The sequence below is a fragment of the Ramlibacter sp. genome (assembly GCF_035706265.1).
Classification (GTDB): domain Bacteria; phylum Pseudomonadota; class Gammaproteobacteria; order Burkholderiales; family Burkholderiaceae_C; genus Ramlibacter.
This window is the reverse complement of the sequence record NZ_DASSVG010000347.1, coordinates 1-2,787: the sequence shown is the minus strand read 5'-3', so window position 1 is coordinate 2,787 and position 2,787 is coordinate 1. Positions and strand designations below refer to the sequence as shown.

2 protein-coding genes and 1 pseudogene are annotated in these 2,787 nt (G+C 68.4%); all 3 read left to right on the top strand.

Annotated elements, in window-relative coordinates:
- The first annotated feature begins 381 nt into the window (after nt 1-381).
- Nucleotides 382-1,416: a phosphate ABC transporter substrate-binding protein PstS gene (pstS, locus tag VFM98_RS12800; RefSeq protein ID WP_414709021.1), complete on the top strand. Its 1,035-nt coding sequence runs from the start codon at nt 382-384 to the stop codon at nt 1,414-1,416.
- 69 nt (nt 1,417-1,485) lie between these two features.
- Nucleotides 1,486-2,493 carry a phosphate ABC transporter permease subunit PstC gene (gene pstC / locus VFM98_RS12795; RefSeq protein ID WP_325110307.1) on the top strand — a complete coding sequence of 336 codons (1,008 nt, stop codon included), beginning with the start codon at nt 1,486-1,488 and terminating at the stop codon, nt 2,491-2,493.
- A pseudogene (locus VFM98_RS12790) lies at nt 2,490-2,787 on the top strand (phosphate ABC transporter permease PtsA); the annotation flags it as partial. The gene pstC and the pseudogene VFM98_RS12790, both read left to right, overlap by 4 nt.

The window sequence follows — 2,787 nt, the reverse complement described above, 5'->3', positions numbered from 1 at the left end:
CACCGACCGACCTCTGACCACAGTAACCTGTTCAGGAGGCCACTATGGCTATGCGCATTCTCGCGGACCCTTCTCTCCGTTCCAACTCCACCAACTTGACGAGGCAGCGCCTCAGCTTCGAGCCTGCGCTTTCGCCCGAAGGCGCGGAAGAGGCGATCAATGCCCGTGGCCTACTTCGATCGCCTGAGAGTGCCTCGATTCTCCTGACCTCAACTTCTCGAACCGCCCGGTGCGGACCCGCATGCCGGGTGGTGTGGGAGGGGCCCGGCCTACATTGACCGGCCCCTATCCCGATTTGGGGCTCTTGGCGTGCGTGTCACGCTCCTGTCACAGCGCGTCCCTAGAGTGCGTCGCATGCCAACGACCACTCTGAAAGCACGCATGACCTTCCGCTCGCGTACCGCCGCCGCCCTCGCGGCCTTCGCCTTCCACGGCTTCGCCGCCGCCCAGGACGTCACGGGCGCCGGCGCCAGCTTCCCGGCGCCGCTGTACGCCAAGTGGGCTTCCGACTACCACAAGGCCACCGGCGCGAAGATCAACTACCAGTCGGTCGGCTCCGGCGCGGGCCTCAAGCAGATCGAGGCGAAGACGGTGGACTTCGGGGCTTCCGATGCGCCGCTGAAGGACGAGGACCTGAAGGCCAAGGGCCTGGTGCAGTTCCCCACCGTGATCGGCGGCGTGGTGCCGGTAGTCAACATCCAGGGCGTCGCCGCGGGTCAGCTGCGCCTGAGCGGCCCCGTCCTGGCCGACATCTACCTTGGCAAGATCGCGAAGTGGAGCGACGCGGCGATCCAGGCGCTCAACCCGGGCCTGAACCTGCCGGACGCAGCCATCGCCCCTGTGCGCCGCGCCGACGGCTCCGGCACCAGCTTCCTGTTCACCAACTACCTGTCCAAGGTCAGCCCGGAGTGGAAGGCCCGGGTGGGCGAGGGCACCGCCGTCAACTGGCCGACCGGCGCCGGCGGCAAGGGCAACGAAGGCGTCGCGGCTTTCGTGGGCCGGCTGCCCAACGCGATCGGCTACGTCGAATACGCCTACGTGAAGCAGAACAGGATGAAGCACGTGCTGCTGCAGAACGCGGCAGGCCGCTTCGTCGCGCCGGAGGACAAGGCTTTCAAGGCCGCGGCGGCCAGCGCCGACTGGAGCCGCAGCTTCCACCAGATCCTCACGCATCAGCCGGGCGCCGACGCCTGGCCGCTCACGGGCGCGACCTTCATCCTGATGCACAAGGCGCAGGTCAAGCCGGCGCAGGGCGCGGCGGCGCTCAAGTTCTTCGCGTGGGCCTACAGGAACGGCGACAAGACCGCCGACGACCTCGATTACGTGCCCATGCCGGCCGCGGTGAAGGCACAGGTGGAAAAGCTCTGGGCGAGCGAGATCAGGGACGCCTCGGGCAGGGCGGTCGCCTTCCACTGAGGGCGTGAACGGGAGGTGTCACGGAACTGTCACCGAAGCCCCCTAGAGTCGTCCGCGACAGGCCTCCCGATGCAACAAGCCTCCACACTCTCCGCGAACCCTGAAATTCCCCTCCGGCGATCGAACCCGGCGCGCCGCGTGCGCGCCGGCGTCGCGATCGACGTCCTCTTCGCCGGCGCGGCGCGCGCCGCGGCCCTGCTCACGCTGGCCTTGCTGGCCGGCATCCTCCTTTCGCTGCTGGCGGGCGCCTGGCCGGCGATCGAGCGCTACGGGCTCGGCTTCTTCACCAGCACGACGTGGGACCCGGTGGCCGAATCCTTCGGCGGCGCCGTGATGATCTACGGAACCATTGCCACCTCGCTGATCGCCCTGCTGATCGCGGTGCCCGTGAGCTTCGGCATCGCGCTGTTCCTCACCGAGCTCTCGCCCGCCTGGCTGAAGCGGCCGCTGGGCACTGCAATCGAACTGCTCGCCGCCGTGCCTTCCATCGTCTACGGCATGTGGGGCCTGCTGGTGTTCGGCCCGCTCCTCGCTACCTGGGTGCAGCAGCCGCTGCAATCCGCCTTCGAAGGCGTGCCGGTGCTGCAGGCGCTGTTCTCGGGCCCGCCGGTGGGCATCGGCATCCTCGCCGCCGGGGTCATCCTGGCCATCATGATCATCCCCTTCATCGCGGCGGTGATGCGCGACGTCTTCGAGGTGACGCCCACCATGCTGAAGGAGTCGGCCTACGCGCTCGGCTCCACCACCTGGGAGGTGATGTTCCGCGTGGTGCTGCCGTACACCAAGAGCGGCGTCATCGGCGGCGTCATGCTGGGGCTGGGCCGCGCCCTGGGCGAGACGATGGCAGTCACCTTCGTGATCGGCAACTTCAACCAGCTCGACACGCTCAGCCTGTTCGCTCCCGCCAACAGCATCACGTCGGCACTCGCGAACGAATTCGCCGAAGCGGCCGCCGGCATGCACCAGTCGGCCCTGGTCTACCTGGGCCTGGTGCTGTTCTTCATCACCTTCGTGGTGCTGTCGCTTTCCAAGCTGCTGCTGGCGCGCCTGCGCCGCGGCGAGGGAGCTCCCGCATGAACGTCGCCGAGCGCAAGTACCGCGCCCGCAAGCGCGTCAATCGCATCGCGCTGGCGCTGTCGCTGGCCGCCATGGCCTTCGGCGTGTTCTGGCTGGTCTGGATCCTCGTGGAGACGGTGCGGCTGGGCTTCGGCGGCCTGGCCTGGTCCACCCTGAGCGAGATGACGCCGCCGCCCGACGAAGCGGGCGGCCTGCTCAACGCGATCTGGGGCTCGGTGCTGATGGTGGCGCTGGCCACCTTCGTCGGCACGCCGATCGGCATCCTGGCCGGCGTCTACCTGGCGGAGTACGACC